The organism is Steroidobacter gossypii, from assembly GCF_016801985.1.
In the GTDB taxonomy this organism is placed as follows: Bacteria; Pseudomonadota; Gammaproteobacteria; order Steroidobacterales; family Steroidobacteraceae; genus Steroidobacter; species Steroidobacter gossypii.
This window is the reverse complement of sequence record NZ_JAEVLS010000001.1, coordinates 1668319-1685606: the sequence shown is the minus strand read 5'-3', so window position 1 is coordinate 1685606 and position 17288 is coordinate 1668319. Positions and strand designations below refer to the sequence as shown.

The following is a 17288-nucleotide window of genomic DNA, read 5'->3' as shown; positions in this document are numbered from 1 at the left end:
CGTCTCCTTTGCGCCGGCCCGGGCGGACAGCGCATCCTTTTCGATGACAGTTTGTTGAACGAGTGCTGCCGAACAGATGCGAGAAGGGCTTACAAGGTTGCAGGGCCTTGCGAATATCGGCTGTTCCGCTCGCGCGATTCCTGCTCCTGCTGACGCGCTTCGAGGTGCCGGCCTTCGACGCCGTAATAGATGAGATAAGCGAGGCCGATGCCGAGCGGCACCAGACCGAAGACCACCGGCAGGTCATCGCCGATGCTGAGCGAGCCGGCGACCATGGCCAGGCCGATGAAAAACCACACCAGGCCGGGCAGCAGCGAGCTGCGGGGGCGGCTGCGGCCGTCGATCAACTCCAGCGGCAACGGCGGCACTTCCATGCCGCGCTCGATGGCGGCCATGCGCTCGATATGGTTCAGCTCCATCAGGCGGCGCCGCTTACGGTAATTGAGCGCGATCCACAGGATCGGAATGGACAGCGGCACGCCCACTCCGAACATGATGGCCACCAAAGGAACCAGATCACCCATATACCTGCCTCGAAAAAGCCGGACTGCGTAGCACTTGTGGCTTCAGACGCCGCAGCCCCCGTGCAAGGTTGCACCGGCCCCGTGCCGAAATTTCGCCGTCCATTCTCATGCAACCGCGGTGTTCTCTCGAATTGCTTCGCCGGCCCGGAGCGGAACTGGATGCGGGTGTGCACATGTCTTTCTCATGCATGGGAAAAACAACAAATCTTTGCTCCTCCTCCCGTCCTGGGAGTGGGTCGGGGGTCGTTCTTCTCCGCGGTCGGCCAACAACGGGATGTAACCGGCCGACAGCGGCGGTGTTAGGACGAATAAACCGCTCACGTTGCTACAGTGACACCCACTGCAACCTTCCGGCCACCCCGCACGTCCCAACCGCCAATGACGTCCTCGTCAGCTTCACCTGCCGACGCCGACCTGCTGGAGCGGCTGCGGGCCAAGCAATATCGCGAGGCGTTCGCGCTCTTGTTGCCACGTTATCGGGATAGGGTTTTCCGCCTCATATTCAGCATGTTACGCGATCGCGCCATGGCCGAGGATACGACTCAGGAAGTGTTCCTGAGGATCTGGCGCGCGCTGCCCGGGTTCGCCGGGCAGTCGCAGCTGTCGACCTGGATCTACGCCATCGCCAAGAACGGCGCGCTGTCCGAGCTGCGTAAACGCCGGCCGACGGTGTCGCTGGATCAGCACGACGATGAGGACGGCTACAACCCCGTCGCCAGCGCCCTGGCCGCGCCTGAAACCGACGATTCGGCCACGGTCAGCGTCGGCCAGTTGCTGGACCAGTTGCCCGAGCGGTATCGCCAGGCCGTGGTGCTGTTCTACATGGAGGACAAGTCCTACGAACAGACCGCCACCAGCCTGGGTCTGCCGTTGGGGACCGTCAAAGCCTTGCTTCATCGCGCCCGCAAGCGCCTAATCGAGCTGACCAAGGAGGCGGAGGCGACCGCCGCCGCCAGTTGAGCCATGCAGCGACCGAGCGATCATTCCAAGTGGCACGACAGCCTCCAGGACTGGCTGGATGATGAGCTGAACGACGCCGATCGGGCCGCGTTCGAAGCTCATCTGGGTCGCTGCGAGCTGTGCCAGCAGCAGCTTGGCGAGTTCCAGGAGCTGGACGCCGCGTTGACCGAAGCGGCGCCGCCGATGGCCCTCGACCCGGCCTTCGATCAGCAATTGTTCGCCAGGATCGACGCCATCGACGAGAGCCAGCGCGCCGAGGCGCGCCGCCGGCTGGAGCAGGAATGGCAGGAGCAGGCGCAGGCGCTGGCCCGTAACTGGCGTCGCACCCTGGCTCTGGTGATCCCCGGCATCATCGGCGGCATTGTGCTCGCCTTTGCCCTGATGAGCTGGCTGGACAGCTCCGGCATCACCAACAACCTGGTGGCCCAGGGCGCCGCCGAGCTCGGCGGCAGCTCCATCGACTATCTCCGTCTGGGCATTACGGCCGTGGTCGGCGCCGCCTTCGGCATGCTGGTCGCGCCCTGGCTCGCCCGCCTCGCCGAGTAAACTGCCGAAAACCGACTCTCTTCCTGCCCCTCGCGCCGGAATCCTCTAGAATCCCGCGCCCTCGGCTCCCCGCCGCCATGCCTCGCGTGTAACAACAACATGGGCATTCGTTCGTCCGACTCCGCCGTCGCCGACCGCAACGGCGCGGATCGCAAGCTGATGCTGGTCGCTCTGGGCGTCGTGTTCGGCGACATCGGCACCAGTCCGCTGTACGCCCTGCGCGAATGTTTCAATCCCGATCACGGCATCGCCGTGAACGAAGCCAACATTCTCGGCCTGCTGTCGCTGATCCTGTGGTCGCTGGTGCTGGTCATCTCGATCAAGTACGTGGGCATCGTGCTTCGCGCCGACAACCGCGGCGAAGGCGGCGTGCTGGCGCTGAGCACGCTGGTCTCGACAGCCACGCCAAACTGGAAACTCTGGGGGCCGGTGAGCGCAGTGGGTTTGTTCGGAGCGGCGCTGTTCTTCGGCGACGGCTTCGTCACGCCCGCGATTTCGGTCTTGAGCGCGATGGAAGGGCTGGAGGTCGCGTCGCCGCAGTTGGAGCGCTTCGTGTTGCCCGGGGCCGTGGCCGTTCTCACCGGGTTGTTTCTCATGCAACGGCACGGCACGGGCGCGATGGGTCGCCTGTTCGGGCCGGTCACGTTGACCTGGTTTCTCACGCTCGCAGCGCTGGGCCTGCTGCACATCGGCGAATCGCCCGGCGTGCTGTTGGCCATCAATCCCATGTACGCCGTGCATTTCTTCATCAACAACGGTGGCATGGGCTTCGTCACGCTGGCGTCCGTGTTCCTGGCGGTGACCGGCGGTGAAGCGCTGTACGCCGACATGGGCCACTTCGGGCGCGCGCCGATCCGCAAAGGTTGGTTCATGGTGGTATGGCCGGCACTGGTGCTGAACTATTTCGGCCAGGGCGCCCTGTTGATGAACAACCCGCTGGCCGTTGCCAATCCGTTTTATCTGCTCGCGCCGGGCTGGCTGCTGCCATTGCTCATCGTGCTCGCAACCTGCGCCACGATCATCGCTTCGCAGGCAGTGATCTCCGGGGTGTTCTCGGTGACGCGACAGGCGTTGAACCTGGGCTACCTGCCCCGCTTGCGAGTCAAACATTCGTCCGAACAAGAAATCGGCCAGGTGTATGTGCCGACCGTCAACTGGCTGCTGTTCGCCGGCACGCTGACGTTGATCATCAGCTTCCGCTCCTCCAGTGCGCTCGCCGGCGCGTACGGCATCGCCATCTCGAGCACGATGCTCATCGACACCATTCTGGTGATGATGTTGTTACGCGTGCGCCAGGAGCCGCACAACCGCAAGATGGTCGCGCTGTTGACGCTGATCCTGATCGCAGAGCTGGCGTTCTTCTGCTCCAACCTGCTCAAGTTCGACGATGGCGGCTGGCTGCCGGTACTGGTCGCGATCGGCATCTATGTCTTGATGAGCACCTGGCAGGAAGGTCGCCGCACCCTCGCCTGGCTGATTGCGCGCGAGCAGATGCCGGTGCGCGACTTCCTCTCGATGATCGAAAAGGATCCGCCGCTTCGAGTGGAAGGCACAGCGGTGTATCTGGCCGCCGAGGCCGGCGGCATGCCGCGCGCATTGTTGAACAATCTGAAGTTCAATCGCGTCCTGCATCAACGCAACGTGCTGCTCACGTTCGTGCGCCCGGAAGTGCCGTTCGTGCAGTCCGAGGAACGCATCGAAGTGCAGAACCTCGGCGAAGGTCTGTGGCGCGTCACTGCGCGTTACGGATTCATGGAGACTCCGAACGTGGTCACGGCGCTGCGTGGGGCGGAAGAAAAAGGCCTGGCCTATGAACCCGAGTCGACCGTCTATGTGGTGGGCCGCGAGAATCCGACGTTCACCACCGGCTCCGGCATGCCGCTGTGGCGCAAACGCCTGTTTGCTTTCATGGGCCGCAACAGCCAGCTCGCGGCCATCCATTTCGGCGTGCCCAGCCATCGCTTGCTCGAAGTCAGCAGCCAGGTGAAGCTGTAGCAGTGCTGTTCTGGTGCAGCCGGCGCTTCGACTGCACCGACCTCGCACGCGATCGAAGCGCTCGTCAGTTCAGCAACTCTGCCATCTCGATCACCGACCTGGCCACATCGCCCATACGACGATTGCGCTCCATGGCCATGCGCCGGAGCGTGTGATACGCCTCGTCTTCGCTCAGATTGCGCGCCTTCATCAACAAACCCTTGGCGCGCTCCACGAACTTGCGCTCGGCCAGTTTCTGTTGCGCCTGGCCCAGCTCGCTGCGCAGCCCGGAGATGTAATCGAAACGCGCCAGCGTCACTTGCAGAATGGCAGGCACACGCGCCGCTTCGAGACCATCGACGACATACGCCGCGGCGCCTGCGCGCACGCCATTTTCTATGGCCTGCGACGAGGCTTCGTGCGCGAACACTGCGAAGGGCACGGCGGTGTCGCCCATGGCGTCGAGTAAACGATCCAGCAGGTCGATGGAAGGCGAACGCGCCTCCAGCAACAGAACGTCGGGCTTGCTCCGCGCCAGCGCGGGCGACAAGGCACTATCGAGGGGCACAACGTCGGTCAACTCATGGCCGCCGAGTTGTACGCCCGCTCTCAAGATCTCCGCACCATCGGGGGATTCAGCGATAACGAGCACACGCACGATGCACGCTCACTCTTGCGTAGGGTTCGATGCCTACCGAGTTGCAATGAGTGTGCCAGTGCGGTCTGACCAATTTGTGACAGGGCGGGTCAGTCCGCTTCGAGCCGCGGCCCCGGATCGGTGAACGCAGTGGCCAAGCCGAGCAGTGCCGGCAGCTCGGCTCGGATCAGAAAAGTCGGCACGCGCGCCACATAGTCGGTGAAGCGGCCCTTGTCTTCGAAACGATCGCGGAAGCGCGAGCTCGTAAACATCGGCCCGAGTCCGGGAGCAATGCCGCCGCCGATATAAGCGCCGCCGAGCGCGCCCAGAGTAAGCACCAGATTGCCGGCCATCGTGCCGAGCAAGGCGCAGAACATGCTGACCGTTTCGAAACACAAGCGGCAGGTGCCTTCCTGCGCGCGCTTGGTGATCTCCGGCGGCGTGAGCACTTCGGCCACGACGCCTTCGACGCCGCAAATGGCGTCGTACAACGTCACCAATCCCGGCCCGGAAATCACGCGCTCCGCCGAGACATGCGAGAAGCGCTGTTGAAGCTGCTGGAGCACGGCGACTTCACGTTCGTTCATCACCGACAACGTCACATGGCCGCCCTCGCCTTGCAGCGGGATCCAATGCTGGCCGCTGGGAATCAGGCCCGACACGCCGAGGCCCGTGCCTGGACCGATGACCGCGATCGGTGCATTGGGCTGCGCCTTGCCGCCGCCGATCTGTTCCAGATCGCTGCCTTTGAGATGACGTACGGCCAGCGCCAGCGCGGTGAAATCGTTGAGCACGATGAGTCGACGCAACTTGAGCTGCTGACGCGTGTGAGCGGCTGAAAATTGCCACACATGATTGGTCATGCGGATGATGTCGCCGGTCACGGGACCTGCGATCGCGAGCGCCGCTTCGAGCGGCCGGCCGCGAACGCTGGCGCCGACGCGCTTCAAATATTCCTCGGCGGCCGAGACCAGATCGGGATAGTCGGCGCAGGCGAGCACGATCTCATCGCGTCGCTCCATGCCGTCCAGCAAAGCAAAACGCGCGTTGGTGCCGCCGATGTCCGCGATCATGCGGGGCGGAACTGTCGATTGAATCATGTGCAGTGGCCTTGGTTGAGAATCACGGCGCCCAGTAGATGTCGATGGGCGCTTCCTTCTGCTGCAGCACCGAGCGCACCGGCAGCTCGGCCACCGGCCCGGCGGCTTTGGCGCGCTGATAAACCTGCCACTTCGACTCTCCTTCGATGTGCAGAATGATCCGGCGTGAGTCCAGCAACGCCGACAGATTCAAGCTCAGCCGCGCATGCGGCGCCGTCAGCGCGTTGATGGCGACGCAGCCCGGCGGGGCCGAGCGATCCAGCGCCTTGGTCAACGCCAGTGAGCCGGGGAACAGTGATGCGGTGTGACCGTCTTCGCCCATGCCCAGCAGCACCACGTCGAACGGCTGCGGCACTCTGGTCAACGCGCGAGCGGCCCAATCGGCACCCGCTTCGGGCGCCGGCGCCGGATTCTTCAGTCCCACGAAATGGGCTGCCGCGGCCGGGCCGGTGAGCAGCGTTTCCCGCACCAGTTTTTCATTGCTGGCGGGCTGATTGGTCTCGACCCAGCGCTCATCCGCCAGGGTCACCCACACCTTGGACCAGTCGAGCTTTTCGGTGCGCAGCTGCTCAAACAGCTTCACCGGAGTGCGTCCGCCGGACACCACCAGACTGGCGGCGCCACGCTCCTGAATGGCTTCCTCGAGATCCACCTTGATCTCGCCCGACAGGGCGTGCGCCAGCGCCAGCGAATCCGGAAAGCGGTGTTCGTGAAGCCAGCTCATGGATGTCTCACCGCCGGTACCCCCGGAATGTCCCGAATTCCCGATTGGCATGAATGCCCAGTTATTTGCAGTTATCTCAGTTCTGGTGACGGCTCGCCAGTTGCGACCATTTCTACAGCTCGTTGCGCCAGGCGAACCCGTCCCGGCCCAGCAGGGCGCTGGCCGCTGCCGGCCCCCAGCTGCCCGCGGTGTAGGTCTTGGGCGCTTCGTCGGCCTGATCCCAGGCTTCGCGGATCGGGTCGATCCACTCCCAGGCGGCATCCAGCTCGTCACGGCGCATGAACAGCGTCAAGTTGCCCTTGAGCACGTCGGTTAGCAAGCGCTCGTAAGCGTCCAGGCGCGGCGCCTTGAAGGTCTCGGAGAAATCCAGGCTCAGATTGACCGGCCGCAGCCGCATCACCTCGCCCGGGAACTTGGCCAGCACGGTGAGCTCGATGCTCTCGTCCGGCTGCAGCTGAATGACCAGGCGGTTCAGGGCCTGCGGCGTGTCCGGGCGCTCGTAGATGGACAGTGGCACGTCTTCGAACGTCACCACGATCTCGGACAGCTTCTCCTGCAGACGTTTGCCGGTGCGCAGATAGAACGGCACGCCGACCCAGCGCCAGGAGTCGATGTCGACGCGCAACGCGACGAACGTTTCGGTCTTGCTGTTGGCCGGCACGTCTTTCTCGTCCAGATAACCGACCACCGGCTTGCCGCCCGCCGCACCGGCCTTGTACTGACCGCGCACCGTTCGATGCAAAACGTCGCGACCGCGCAGCGGACGCAACGCGCGCAGCACCTTGAGTTTCTCGTCGCGCATCGCATCCGGATCGGAAGTGGCGGGCGGCTCCATCGCGATGATGCAAAGGAGCTGCAGAAGATGGTTCTGGACCATGTCGCGCAACGCGCCGGTCTCATCGTAGAACTGCGCACGGCGCTCCACGCCGAGCTCTTCGGCCACCGTGATCTGCACGTGCTTGACGCGACCCCGCCGCCACAGCGGCTCGAACAGCGTGTTGCCGAAACGCAGCGCCAGCAGGTTCTGCACTGTCTCCTTACCGAGATAGTGGTCGATACGGAAAATTTGCTTTTCGCTGAAGATGCTGCCGACGCGCTCGTTGATCTCGGCGGACGACTTGCGATCGTGGCCGAGCGGCTTCTCCAGCACCACGCGCGAGCACGACGTCACCAGCTCGTGCTGGGCGAGGCCTTCGCAGATCGGGGCGAACAAATCCGGCGCGGTCGAAAGGAAGAACGCGCGCACGTGATCGTCACAACCTTTCAGCTTGGTGGCGAGGCCGGCGAAATCCTCGGCCGAGGACGCGTCCACCTTCAGGTAGTCCACGTGTTGTGAAAATTCTGCCCAACGTTTCTCGTCGTAATCCTTGCCGAGGTGCGTCTGACAGCTGGCTTGGACCTGCGCCAGATACTCATCGCGCGACAACTCGCTGCGCGCCACACCGAGCACGCGCGATTTGGGCGACAGATGGCCGGACGCCTTGCGGCGATATAGGGCGGGGAGCAGCTTGCGCATGGCCAGATCGCCAGTGCCGCCGAACAGGACCAGATCGAAAGTCGGGAGAGGTTGCATGAATACTGACGCCTTGCAGGAAATCCTCGATCGCGCCCGCTAACTTAGCGTCCTGGATCGACGCCCGCAAACCACGGCTGCGCGATTCTCAGCTGCCGCCGCCGGCTGTAGTCGATACGGGCACGAGACATTTGTGGACATTTGTTTGGTGCGAGCGTGGCCACCGCGGATCCGATTCGATTGCGAGGGCGCGGATGATAACGTGTGCGCTTGTCCCGAAGCGATGCGACAGCGAACTCGTTAGAATCCAAGCATGACCCAGCCGACGCCCAAAGCCAGCCAGACCCCATGAAAACCAGCGCACCCTTGCATGAACGCGTGCGCTCCGTAACCGAGAGGATTCGCGAGCGCAGCCATCCGACCCGCAGTGCCTACCTGCAGCGCATGCGCGAAGCACGGTCAAATAAGCCCACGCGGGGCGGGCTGTCTTGTACCAATCTTGCGCATGGCTTCGCCGGCATGGACGCGCAGGACAAGGACACCCTGCGCGGCGGGCGCTGGCCTAATGTCGCTATCGTTTCTTCTTATAACGATATGTTGTCTGCGCATCGCCCGCTGGAGCGCTATCCCGAGCTGATCAAGCTGGCTGCGCGCGAAGTCGGTGCAGTCGCGCAGTTTGCGGGCGGCGTACCGGCGATGTGCGACGGTGTGACACAAGGTCAGCCCGGCATGGAGCTGTCGCTGTTCAGCCGCGACGTGATCGCCATGGCCACGGCGGTCGCTTTGTCTCACAACATGTTCGACGCGACGTTGTGTCTCGGCGTGTGCGACAAGATCGTTCCCGGGCTGTTCATGGGCGCGCTCACCTTCGGCCATCTGCCCACCATCTTCGTGCCCGGTGGTCCCATGACTTCGGGCATTCCAAACAAAGAGAAGGCGCGCATTCGCCAGCTGTTCGCCGAAGGCAAGGTGGGCCGCGACGCGTTGCTCGAGTCGGAAGCGCAGAGCTATCACTCGCAGGGCACGTGCACGTTCTACGGCACGGCCAACAGCAATCAGGTGATGATGGAAGTGATGGGCCTGCATCTGCCAGGCGCCGCTTTCGTCACACCCAACACGCCCCTGCGGGATGCGCTGACCAGCGCGGCCGCACGTCGGGCGGCGAAGATCACTTCGCTGGGCGATGAATACCTGCCGATGTGTGACACCGTCGACGAGCGGGCGATCGTCAATGCCATGGTTGGATTGCTCGCCACCGGAGGTTCGACCAACCACACGTTGCATCTGGTCGCCATGGCGCGAGTGGCCGGCATCAATATCAACTGGGACGATTTCAGCGATCTGTCCGAGATCGTGCCGCTGCTCGCGCGCATCTATCCCAACGGCGCTGCCGACGTGAACCACTTTCATGCCGCGGGCGGCATGGGCTTCCTGATTCGTCAGCTGATCGGCTCGGGGTTGTTGCATCAGGATACGGTGACCGTCGTCGGTCAGGGCCTCGATGCGTACACGCGGGAGCCATGGCTGTCGCCGGACGGGCTGAGATGGCGTCCGGCGCCGGAGCAAAGCGGCGATCCCGAAGTGCTGCGGCCGATCACAGATCCATTTGGCGCTGATGGCGGACTGAAAGTGCTGCGAGGGAATCTGGGTCGCGGTGTCATCAAGACGTCCGCTGTTCAGCCTCAGCATCGCGTGGTCGAGGCGCCGGCGCGTGTGTTCAACGATCAGGAAGATGTGATCAAGGCGTTCAAAGCGGGCGAGTTGTCGCGCGATTGCGTGGTGGTGGTTCGTTACCAAGGGCCTCGCGCCAATGGCATGCCGGAGTTGCACCAGCTCACGCCTACGCTCACGTCGCTGCAGAGCAAGGGATTCAAGGTCGCGTTGGTGACCGACGGGCGCATGTCCGGTGCGTCCGGTGCGATTCCCGCGGCGATTCACGTTACGCCGGAATGTCTCAACGGCGGGCCGCTCGAGAAAGTGCAGGATGGCGATGTCATCCGGCTGGACAGCTACACCGGCATGCTCGAAGTTCGCGTGCCCGATGCGGTGTTGCGCGCCCGTTCCGTGCCCAAGCCCGATCTGAGTCGCAACGCTTTTGGTGTAGGCCGCGAGTTGTTCGCCACGTTCCGCGCGGCGGCCGGCGATGCCGAAGCCGGCGCTGCTTCGATTTTCGGCGGCACTTGATCTCTTCCATAGTCATCAATCACTCCTCTCCTCCATGAATATCCGATCGATCCTCGCGCTGGCTCCCGTCATTCCCGTGCTCACCATCGAGCACATCGATCACGCCGTGCCTCTGGCACGTGCGCTGTGCGCCGGTGGTTTGCGCGTGCTGGAAGTTACGTTGCGTACGCCGGCGGCGTTGCCGGCCATTGAAGCAATGCGGAAGGCGGTGCCGGATGCCGTTGTCGGCGTGGGGACGTTGGCGCGTCCTGGCGATTTCGTTACTGCCGGCAGTGCCGGCGCTCAGTTCGGCGTGAGCCCCGGACTCACTGCCGAGATGGCGGCGGCCGCGCGGGCGGCGTCGTTTCCGATGCTGCCCGGGATCATGACGCCGACCGAGCTGCTGGCGGGCTTGGGCTGGGGTTACGACACATTCAAATTGTTTCCTGCTCAGCAAGCCGGTGGCATCGGCATGCTCAAGGCCCTCGGCGCACCTTTCCCCGAAGTGGTGTTCTGCCCCACCGGCGGCATCACTCGCGCCACCGCGCCGGACTTCTTGGCCCTGCCCAATGTGGCGTGCGTGGGCGGCTCCTGGGTGGCGCCGACGGATAAGATCCGGGCGGGCGATTGGGCTGCGATCGAGCAGCTCGCCAAGGATGCTGCCGGGTTGGCGAAGGCCAAGTAATTCTTTGTTCCGAGTGGCGTGCTCGTGTTGGAGCCGCCGCTCGGCTTGCCTATAGATCACTGCCGCATCTTCGGTCGGAACGATCGATTGATGCTGGGGGTTTTTCGGGGCTTATTTGGCGTTTGCGGCGCGCTTCGGCTCGGCGGCCGGATCTTGCAGCAGCGCCAGCTTCACCGTTGGATCTCGTGACGCATCGGACGTCGTGTCCGGGGCCGGGGTCGAGATCAACGACAGCGCTTCCGCACCGCTGAGCTCCTCACCATTCCGATGCGTTGGCTCGGATTTCACTCCGGGCCACTGCATGGTCATCCATTGTCCCGTCGCCAGCAATGCGAGCTCGCTGACGCTCTCGTTGTTCGTCGTCGGCCCGGTGCTTGTGACCTGTGCGCTATCCCTGCCCTGCTCGTGCGCGACGCTCGATTCAGGGCTTGTGGCTGCGTTCTTGTCCACTGCCGGTCTCGCACTCACGAGCGTCGCAGTCGCCTTTGCAGGCTGCTCGTTCGACGGAGCCTGCGAAGCCTCCGCCGCCTTCGCTGTGAACGCAGCAAGTCGCAAGGTTGCATTCGCCAATGCCTGCGAAAACATTCCCATCGGCTGCGGGCTATCGAACGCCGTCTTCTTGACCGGCTCAGCGACAGGCGACGGCGCAGGCACATCTTTCTTGCCCTGCTCGGCGACCACCGACGGTACGGCTGCCGAAGTCGGCGCGGCCTTCGCTTGCGTTTCGGCCGCCGGCGCAAGCAGATCTTTCTTAGCCGGCTCGGCGGCAACCGACGAGGCGGCGGGCGGAGACGACGGGGCGCTCGATGGTTCGTCGAGCGTCTGCGAGACGGAGTCTTGCCTGGTGGAGACCGAGCTAGATACAGGGATGGCGTGAGCTTGCGGGTCGAGGAACAACGCAATCTCTGGGAGCATCTCCGGCAGCTCTAAACCGACCGCCTCCGCTTGCACCGGCTCGGCCGCCGGGGCGGGCGACATAGTCGACTCGATGGGTGGCAGCAGTGTGATTTCCGGGAGCAGGTCCAGCGGCGGCGTGCCGCCGAGATCGGCGACCGACGGGTCCACGGGGGCGGTTGACGCATTCAGCTCAGCCGCAGGCAACAACGAAAAGTCCGGCAGCATGTCCGGAGCATCGCCCGACGCCTTTTGTTCGGCCGTGGGCGCGCCCGGAACACCTGGCGTGGCCGCCTGCAACAGCGCGCTTTCCGGCAACATCTCGATCGGTTGAGTGCTGCCAATGTCGAGCGGCTCGGCGTCCGCGGCCGAGATAGGGGCGGGAGACTTCGGCGGGTCAGAGCTGACTGCCGCAGCAGCAGCCATCATCAGATCGGCCGCCGGGATGCCCACTGCAGCCTTGGTGACCTCGGGTGCTGGGATATTCGTAGCAGCCTTCGTGACATCGGGCGCTGGGATATTCGCAGCAGCCTTCGTGACATCGGGCGCTGGGATATTCGCAGCAGCCTTCGTCAAATCAGGCGCTGAAATATTCGCGGCAGGCTTCGCCACATCGGACGTTGAGAGGCTCGCGGCAACCTTCGCCGACTCGGGCTTCACGGCTGCGGCGGGCTTGGTGGTCTCGAGTGCGAAGTCGAAATCATCGGCGATCGCAGGCGAAGGCGACGCGGGCGGCCGAGTAGCAGGCGAAGCCTTAGTAGCAGGCGGCCTCGTCACCGCAGCCGGCGCCTTCGGCGCGGCGACAGGGCGTGACGGCGGGGTGATGGGTTGCAGCGCGGCCATGCGAGCCGCTTTGAGAGCGGCCTGTTTAGCAGCGTCCTGAGCAGAAACGGCAGGAGCCGGCGCTGAAGAGGAAGCCTTCTTGGAAGAAGCAGCACTGTGCGAAGCGCGAGGCGCAACGGGAACCTCGGCCGCCAGCAACTCGGGCGACAACAACTCCTCGGTATCGTCGGCGACACCGCGCGCCCGTTCCGTCATGGGCGTTTCGGAGCTGGCCGCCTTGGCCTGCTCAACCTCGAACACCTGCAACACATCGCCGACCGACTTGCTCGCCGCCACCTGAGCAGCCAACTCGGCCTCGCGCTTCTTGCGTTCCTCTTCCTGTTCGATACGCCACTTCGGCAACTCTTCGGGCGCGCGCTCGGCAACCTTGGATTCGAGCGAATCCGGATCGGACAGGTCGACCACTGTAATGGGCTTGCGCTTGCTGGCATTCATCTCGGCTTCGCTCGGCAGGGCCGGCGGCACCGTGAGCGTGGCATCGATCTCCGGCGTCGGCAGATCGTTGCTGACCAGCGACTGACGCCCGATCAAATCGTAATAAAGCTGCAGATATTTCTGCAGCGAGCGCACATACACATAGTTGGCGAGCGCGTGCTTGCGTGCGCCCTGCGCCAAGTGGGTCCGTTTCTCGGCCGACAACTGCATCACTCGTGTGATGCCTTTGACGAACGCCGCCGGATTGCCCGGCTCCACCGCCACACCGTGCTGCCCGATGACCTCGCCCTGCGCGCCAATGCCAGTCGCGACACAAGGCACGCCACACAACATCGCCATGACGACATTCATGCGCGACTGATCGTTCACCGCGCTCGAGCAAACAACATCGCACGCGTTATAGAGCGCATTCACGTCGGACCATTCACCCAGCAGGTGCACGCGAGTCGCCAGCGCGCCGCCGCCGATGAGCGCCATCAGGGGCGCATTGCCCTTCTGCACGCCGTGCCCCGCAAGCACCACCGCGAGGTTGGGGTTGATTTTGACCAGCTCGCCAATCCCCTTGAGCAAGGTGGAGTGATCGAACTCGGGCTGGAACGGCGCCGCCATGCCGATGACGAATGTTTCACCCGGCAGACTCAACTCCTCGCGCAGCCTGCGACGAGCAGCGAAGTCGGGTTTGAAACGGGTGGCGTCCACGCCGGGGGGCACGGTCTCGTGACCGCCGTCCGGGAAGCCGACGCGTCGATGCTGAGCGGCTGCGGCCTCGGACGTATAAACAATGCGATCGGCGCGCGCAGCAAACTTGGCCGCGTACTTGAGTTTCTGTCGATCGATGAAGCCCGCATTCTTGGTCAGCGGAGCGGTATCCGCGAGACTCCACACCAGCCGCGGCTTCCAGTCGCAGCGCTTGCGAAGCATGGTGGAGAGAATCTGCGCGGTGTGACCCCAAGCCTGGATTACATCGGGGCGGAAGTGACGAGCCGATTGCACCAGCTCACCGAACGCCGTGGGCGAGAAACGTTTGCGTGACAGCGCCAGATCGAAGGTCGGCACACCATTCTGTCGCAACACCGCCGAAGGCACGGCGCCCGGCGACAAGCACGCGACCTGCGCCTTCACGCGCTGACGCGGCAAGCGCGTGAGCAGAGGCATGAATAGCGAGGGCTGCAGACTGTTCGCAACGCCACCGGCGCTCACGATATGCAGCACGCGAATTTGTCGAAGATTGGCTTCCGACACGAGCAGACCGTTGCTGGCAGACCTTCCAAGGAGTATGTCCGAAATCGTAACAGCAGTCGGTTTCAACCCGCGCGAGGCAGAGTCTCAAATTGTTAAACCCGGCACAGTTCAAGTGACGCTGCGAGGGTGACAAGAATTGGCAGTTGCTGTACAGGAAGTGGCAAGCCGAGAGAGCGGTCACAGTTGGGTGTAAAAGACTGCCCGTTCATTAGTTCTCGGCGGCGGCGAGCGGGGCTTGGGCGTGGCTGGTCACGCCGCCGATCAGCACCAGGCGCATGGCTTCTTCGACCGACAGCTCGGTTTCGCGAAGCTCGTCTTTGTGCAGATACATGGTGTAGCCGCCGATCTGATAACTCATCGGGAAGTACACCGCGACGAGGTCCTGTTCGGCGGCGCCAAACAGCTTGGGATTCACCTGCTCCTCGGTGACGAAGCCGATCAGCTGCGCGCTGCCGAAGCGCCACAGCACCACACGTTTCAAATCACGGGCCTTGCCGCCGGCGGGCAGGAAACGACTGAAATCCTTGAACGCGCCGAAGATGGTTTTCACGATGGGAATGCGCGCGAGCACCGACTCGCCGAAGCGGAACAGGCGCCGCACGATGTATGCGTCGACCAGCAGCCCGACGATCAGAATCAGCAGGAACGCGGCTAGCAGGCCCAGACCCGGCCAGTAACGATCTTCGGGCAGCAGCGCACGCAGCGGCTCGCCGAGCACCGACTCGGCGGTCTTCGCCAGCCAGAACACGACGTAGACGGTGAGCGCCACGGGCAGCACCGCCGCCAGGCCTTTAAGAAAGGTGTTCCACAGTCGCCGCATCGTCGTTTGCCCAATGGTCTCCAGCCCCGGAAGCGCGCAGTATGCGGCGTACCCGTACAGAAGAACATGTGGAATGCTGAAAGCCCTCGTCGCGCTGGTCGCGTTCATCGCTGCTGTCTTTCATCCGCTCGCATGGGCGCGCGAATCGGTGCCGCCCGCCGTGCTGCGCGCAATGAACCGCGTCGGCATCCCGGCCAAGAATCTCAGCATCTATGTGCGAGACGCCGCCACCAACGAAGACATCCTGGAAGTGAACGCCGATCAGCCGCGCAGCCCGGCGTCGGTGATCAAGGTGCTGACCACCTATGTGGCGTTGGACACGCTCGGTCCGGGCTACACGTGGAAAACCCGCGCCTATGTCGACGGCCGTATGTCCAACGGCGTACTGGACGGCGATCTGTTCGTAGTCGGCGGCGGTGACCCGTACATCACGGCAGAGCAGTGGTGGCGCTTCGTTAACAGTCTGCGTGAACGAGGCCTCGGCAAGATCACCGGCGACTTCGTCATCGACAACGCCTACTTCGCGCCCGCCGCGGGCAATCGCGGCGATTTCGATGATCAGCCGTTCCGCAGCTACAACGTGCTCCCCGATGCGCTGATGGTGAATTTCCAGACCTCGCGCTTCACGCTCATCGCCAAGGAGCAGCAGGCGCGACCGATGATCCTGGTCAATCCCCTGCCCGCCGGCTTGCAAATTCAGAATCAGGTGCGGCTGATCGGCGGCAAGTGTTACACCTCCGGTGTCACGTTCGCCTCGCCTGATCCGATCGACAATCCGAATCTGATCGTGGTCGGCGGAGTGCTGCCGGCAGCATGCGGCAGTTACTCCATCAGCCGCGCCATCATGACCGCGCCCGACTACGCGTACGGCACGTTCCGAACTCTATGGACACAGTCGGGCGGCGTCCTGGAAGGCGGCATGCGAGTCGAAACATTGCCGTCCGAGGCCAAGCTGTTTCATGAACACGAGTCGGCGCCGCTCGCGGAAGTGATTCGACTGGTGAACAAATATTCCAACAACGTGATGGCGCGGCATTTGATGCTGACGCTCGGCGTAGAGAAGTACGGCCCGCCGGCCACGGTCCAAAGCGGCCGCAACGCCATCCGTTTGTGGCTTTCTGAGCACGGCATCACCATGCCGGGACTGGTGCTGGACAACGGTTCAGGCTTGTCACGAGCTGAACGAGTGACGGCGCGCGGTCTGGGCGAAATGCTCGACCAGGCCTGGCACAGCCCGTTCATGCCCGAGTTCGCCGCCTCGCTGCCGCTGTCCGCGACCGATGGAACATTGCGCAATCGTTTCAAGTCGCCCGGCATGCAGGGACGCATCCGGTTGAAGACCGGTCATCTGGACAACGTCAGCGCGCTGGCGGGATTTGTGAACGCGGCTTCAGGCAAAACTTACGTCGTGGTGATCATGGTCAATCACCCCGGCGCGCAGACCGGCAGCGGTGAAGCAGTGCATGCCGAACTGATACGTTGGGTATTTGGTCAGTAGCGCGGACGCCGCAGGGAACCGCCGCATCGACAAAGCGTTTTGCACACGCGAGTTGCAAAAGCGGAACGCTGCTATGCCGGCCGGCGGGCAGCTCGTACTTTTAATACTCACAGGAGAGTGTGCATGAATCGCGTAATCATTGCGGCAACACTGCTGGCGCTCGGCTCGGGAGCCGCGTACGCGCAGTCCCCGGAGAACGACGAAGGCTTGTATATCGGCGGCGGCGTCGGCCAGTTCGATATCGAAATCAACGGCGCGGACACCATCGACGAAGCCTTGGGTCGTCTCGACGACGACGATACGGCATGGCAGGCATTCGTGGGTTGGCGCATCAATCCATATATTGCTTTGCAGGCAGCGTATGTCGATTACGGCGGTCCTGAAGACGACTTCAGCACCAGCGGTACCAGCGGCAACTATCGCGCGGAGCTTGCAGGTTTCGCGCCGTCGGTGATCGGCACGTTCCCGCTCGGACCGGTCGAGCTGTCGGCCAAGCTGGGCTATTATTTCTACGATCTCGATATCACCGCCAACATCGACGATCCCACCGACCTGGATTTCGATTCGAGCGACAGCGGCGAGGATCTCATGTATGGCTTCGGCGTCGGTGCTACGTTCTTCGAGCGCCTGCACGCCAAGCTCGAGTGGGAGGAGATCGATCTGGAAGATGCGGAGAATTCCAACGCGATCTGGCTGACGGGACAGTGGCGCTTCTAGCGGCCGCGTGTCG

At 63.5% G+C, this 17288-nt stretch carries 14 protein-coding genes; 7 read left to right on the top strand and 7 right to left on the bottom strand.

From position 1 onward, the window contains the following. Positions 1–89: 89 nt before the first annotated feature. Positions 90–524 (bottom strand): DUF6249 domain-containing protein, encoded by a 435-nt coding sequence (locus JM946_RS07335; protein WP_203166493.1) that lies wholly within the window; start codon positions 522–524, stop codon positions 90–92. Positions 525–902: 378 nt separating this feature from the next. Between JM946_RS07335 and JM946_RS07330 the strand changes: the two genes are divergently transcribed. From JM946_RS07330 to JM946_RS07320, 3 genes are all read left to right on the top strand, one after another. Then, positions 903–1484 carry an RNA polymerase sigma factor gene (locus JM946_RS07330; RefSeq protein WP_203166492.1) on the top strand — a complete coding sequence of 194 codons (582 nt, stop codon included), beginning with the start codon at positions 903–905 and terminating at the stop codon, positions 1482–1484. 3 nt (positions 1485–1487) lie between these two features. After that, the gene (locus JM946_RS07325) at positions 1488–2030 is read left to right on the top strand and encodes a zf-HC2 domain-containing protein (protein WP_203166491.1); all 543 of its coding nucleotides are present in this window, start codon (positions 1488–1490) and stop codon (positions 2028–2030) included. A 99-nt stretch (positions 2031–2129) separates the two neighbouring features. Beyond that, entirely contained in the window at positions 2130–4025 is a 1896-nt protein-coding gene (locus JM946_RS07320) for a potassium transporter Kup (RefSeq protein ID WP_203166490.1), read from the top strand. A gap of 64 nt (positions 4026–4089) precedes the next feature. Here the strand turns inward: JM946_RS07320 and JM946_RS31210 are convergent, their stop codons facing one another. From JM946_RS31210 to zwf, 4 genes are all read right to left on the bottom strand, one after another. Next, the gene (locus JM946_RS31210) at positions 4090–4662 is read right to left on the bottom strand and encodes an ANTAR domain-containing response regulator (RefSeq protein WP_203166489.1); all 573 of its coding nucleotides are present in this window, start codon (positions 4660–4662) and stop codon (positions 4090–4092) included. An 89-nt stretch (positions 4663–4751) separates the two neighbouring features. Continuing rightward, on the bottom strand, positions 4752–5741 hold the full coding sequence (locus JM946_RS07310; protein WP_203166488.1) for a glucokinase: 990 nt from the start codon (positions 5739–5741) through the stop codon (positions 4752–4754). Positions 5742–5763: 22 nt separating this feature from the next. Next, complete coding sequence (gene pgl / locus JM946_RS07305) at positions 5764–6465, bottom strand: 6-phosphogluconolactonase (protein WP_203166487.1); 702 nt, start codon at positions 6463–6465, stop codon at positions 5764–5766. A gap of 112 nt (positions 6466–6577) precedes the next feature. After that, positions 6578–8038, bottom strand: a complete 1461-nt coding sequence (zwf, locus tag JM946_RS07300; RefSeq protein ID WP_203166486.1) for a glucose-6-phosphate dehydrogenase — start codon at positions 8036–8038, stop codon at positions 6578–6580. 288 nt (positions 8039–8326) lie between these two features. Here zwf and edd point away from each other — a divergent pair, with 288 nt between their 5' ends. Then, on the top strand, positions 8327–10162 hold the full coding sequence (gene edd / locus JM946_RS07295) for a phosphogluconate dehydratase (RefSeq protein ID WP_218042634.1): 1836 nt from the start codon (positions 8327–8329) through the stop codon (positions 10160–10162). 34 nt (positions 10163–10196) lie between these two features. Continuing rightward, a complete protein-coding gene (gene eda / locus JM946_RS07290) occupies positions 10197–10826 on the top strand; it encodes a bifunctional 4-hydroxy-2-oxoglutarate aldolase/2-dehydro-3-deoxy-phosphogluconate aldolase (RefSeq protein ID WP_203166485.1) in 630 nt (209 codons plus the stop codon). Positions 10827–10937: 111 nt separating this feature from the next. On the opposite strand, the gene JM946_RS07285 is transcribed toward eda, so the two are convergent. Together JM946_RS07285 and JM946_RS07280 are read right to left on the bottom strand one after the other, a co-directional pair. Continuing rightward, positions 10938–14240, bottom strand: a complete 3303-nt coding sequence (locus tag JM946_RS07285; RefSeq protein WP_203166484.1) for a glycosyltransferase — start codon at positions 14238–14240, stop codon at positions 10938–10940. Positions 14241–14448: 208 nt separating this feature from the next. Beyond that, on the bottom strand, positions 14449–15060 hold the full coding sequence (locus JM946_RS07280) for a DUF502 domain-containing protein (RefSeq protein WP_203166483.1): 612 nt from the start codon (positions 15058–15060) through the stop codon (positions 14449–14451). A 73-nt stretch (positions 15061–15133) separates the two neighbouring features. Between JM946_RS07280 and dacB the strand changes: the two genes are divergently transcribed. Both dacB and JM946_RS07270 read left to right on the top strand, forming a co-directional pair. Further along, the gene (gene dacB / locus JM946_RS07275) at positions 15134–16558 is read left to right on the top strand and encodes a D-alanyl-D-alanine carboxypeptidase/D-alanyl-D-alanine endopeptidase (RefSeq protein ID WP_203166482.1); all 1425 of its coding nucleotides are present in this window, start codon (positions 15134–15136) and stop codon (positions 16556–16558) included. Between the two features lie 123 nt (positions 16559–16681). Then, positions 16682–17275, top strand: coding sequence for a porin family protein (locus tag JM946_RS07270; RefSeq protein ID WP_203166481.1), 594 nt, complete (start codon positions 16682–16684; stop codon positions 17273–17275). The last annotated feature ends 13 nt before the right edge of the window (positions 17276–17288 follow it).

Coding starts and splice junctions, on each gene's coding strand:
- JM946_RS07335 (WP_203166493.1), bottom strand. CDS start 524: ATGGGTGATCTGGTTCCTTTGGTGGCCATCATGTTCGGAGTGGGCGTG.
- JM946_RS07330 (WP_203166492.1), top strand. CDS start 903: ATGACGTCCTCGTCAGCTTCACCTGCCGACGCCGACCTGCTGGAGCGG.
- JM946_RS07325 (WP_203166491.1), top strand. CDS start 1,488: ATGCAGCGACCGAGCGATCATTCCAAGTGGCACGACAGCCTCCAGGAC.
- JM946_RS07320 (WP_203166490.1), top strand. CDS start 2,130: ATGGGCATTCGTTCGTCCGACTCCGCCGTCGCCGACCGCAACGGCGCG.
- JM946_RS07310 (WP_203166488.1), bottom strand. CDS start 5,741: ATGATTCAATCGACAGTTCCGCCCCGCATGATCGCGGACATCGGCGGC.
- pgl (WP_203166487.1), bottom strand. CDS start 6,465: ATGAGCTGGCTTCACGAACACCGCTTTCCGGATTCGCTGGCGCTGGCG.
- zwf (WP_203166486.1), bottom strand. CDS start 8,038: ATGCAACCTCTCCCGACTTTCGATCTGGTCCTGTTCGGCGGCACTGGC.
- edd (WP_218042634.1), top strand. CDS start 8,327: ATGAAAACCAGCGCACCCTTGCATGAACGCGTGCGCTCCGTAACCGAG.
- eda (WP_203166485.1), top strand. CDS start 10,197: ATGAATATCCGATCGATCCTCGCGCTGGCTCCCGTCATTCCCGTGCTC.
- JM946_RS07280 (WP_203166483.1), bottom strand. CDS start 15,060: ATGCGGCGACTGTGGAACACCTTTCTTAAAGGCCTGGCGGCGGTGCTG.
- dacB (WP_203166482.1), top strand. CDS start 15,134: ATGCTGAAAGCCCTCGTCGCGCTGGTCGCGTTCATCGCTGCTGTCTTT.
- JM946_RS07270 (WP_203166481.1), top strand. CDS start 16,682: ATGAATCGCGTAATCATTGCGGCAACACTGCTGGCGCTCGGCTCGGGA.